At 38.1% G+C, this 803-nt stretch carries 1 pseudogene; it reads left to right on the plus strand.

Annotated features, from left to right (window positions below):
- Nucleotides 1–597 precede the first annotated feature (597 nt).
- Nucleotides 598–803 (plus strand): annotated as a pseudogene (locus tag CWM53_RS08980) (alginate lyase); the annotation flags it as partial.

Consider the following 803-nt stretch of genomic DNA (forward strand, 5'->3'; position numbering starts at 1 on the left):
GGCATAGCTTTGGCTCACGCCGAGTCCAAGCGCGGTGAGTAGTAATAATGAGCGGAATTTATTCGCAGACATGATTGCATATCCTTTATTGTTGGACACAAAGGTAATTAAATTCTCAATTAATACGCAGGAATTAATTTGAATATCACTCAGGCGTTAAAACAGCTGACGCAAGAAATATTTCCATTCATTAGATAGAAACACACCCATCAATACAACCACAGTAAAAAGAAATTGCGTTTCAAAAACAAAAAAGTTGAATCAGATCACATAGAAAAGTGACAATGAAAGTTACATCAAAAAATTACACATTAAAATCAATTAATTATAAATTTATCGTTTTTGTTAAAATAATCAAAAAATATAGAAAAACGCTAAATTCCGTGATGTACATAACATTAAAAAGGTCATTATCCATCGATAGCGATAAATTTGATGAGCGTCACACAAAAAATAACTTTGTCTTTTACACTGCTCGCCACTGTATATTCAAATATATTGTTTTTAATTAAACCGCCTGTTTTATGTGTTATTTAAATACGCGACAGGCTTAAATCCGTTGTTATCTTTTCTCACACTTGCAGAAGGGTTATCACCATGAACGCAATACCTCGCCGAGGTTGGTTATGCGTTGCGCTATTTTGTTCCAGCCTTAGCGCTTCTCTGCATGCCGCCGAGCCGTACACGCTGGACGAAAAGGATTTAGCCTTTAGCCGCCAGCAGATTGCCGCCAAAGATCCGTTGTTTGTTCTGGCGCAGGCGGCCTTGCTAAAAAAAGCCGATCTGGCGCTCACGCATCCGCT

Source organism: Klebsiella sp. A-Nf5 (assembly GCF_002810545.1).
In the GTDB taxonomy this organism is placed as follows: Bacteria; Pseudomonadota; Gammaproteobacteria; order Enterobacterales; family Enterobacteriaceae; genus Klebsiella; species Klebsiella variicola.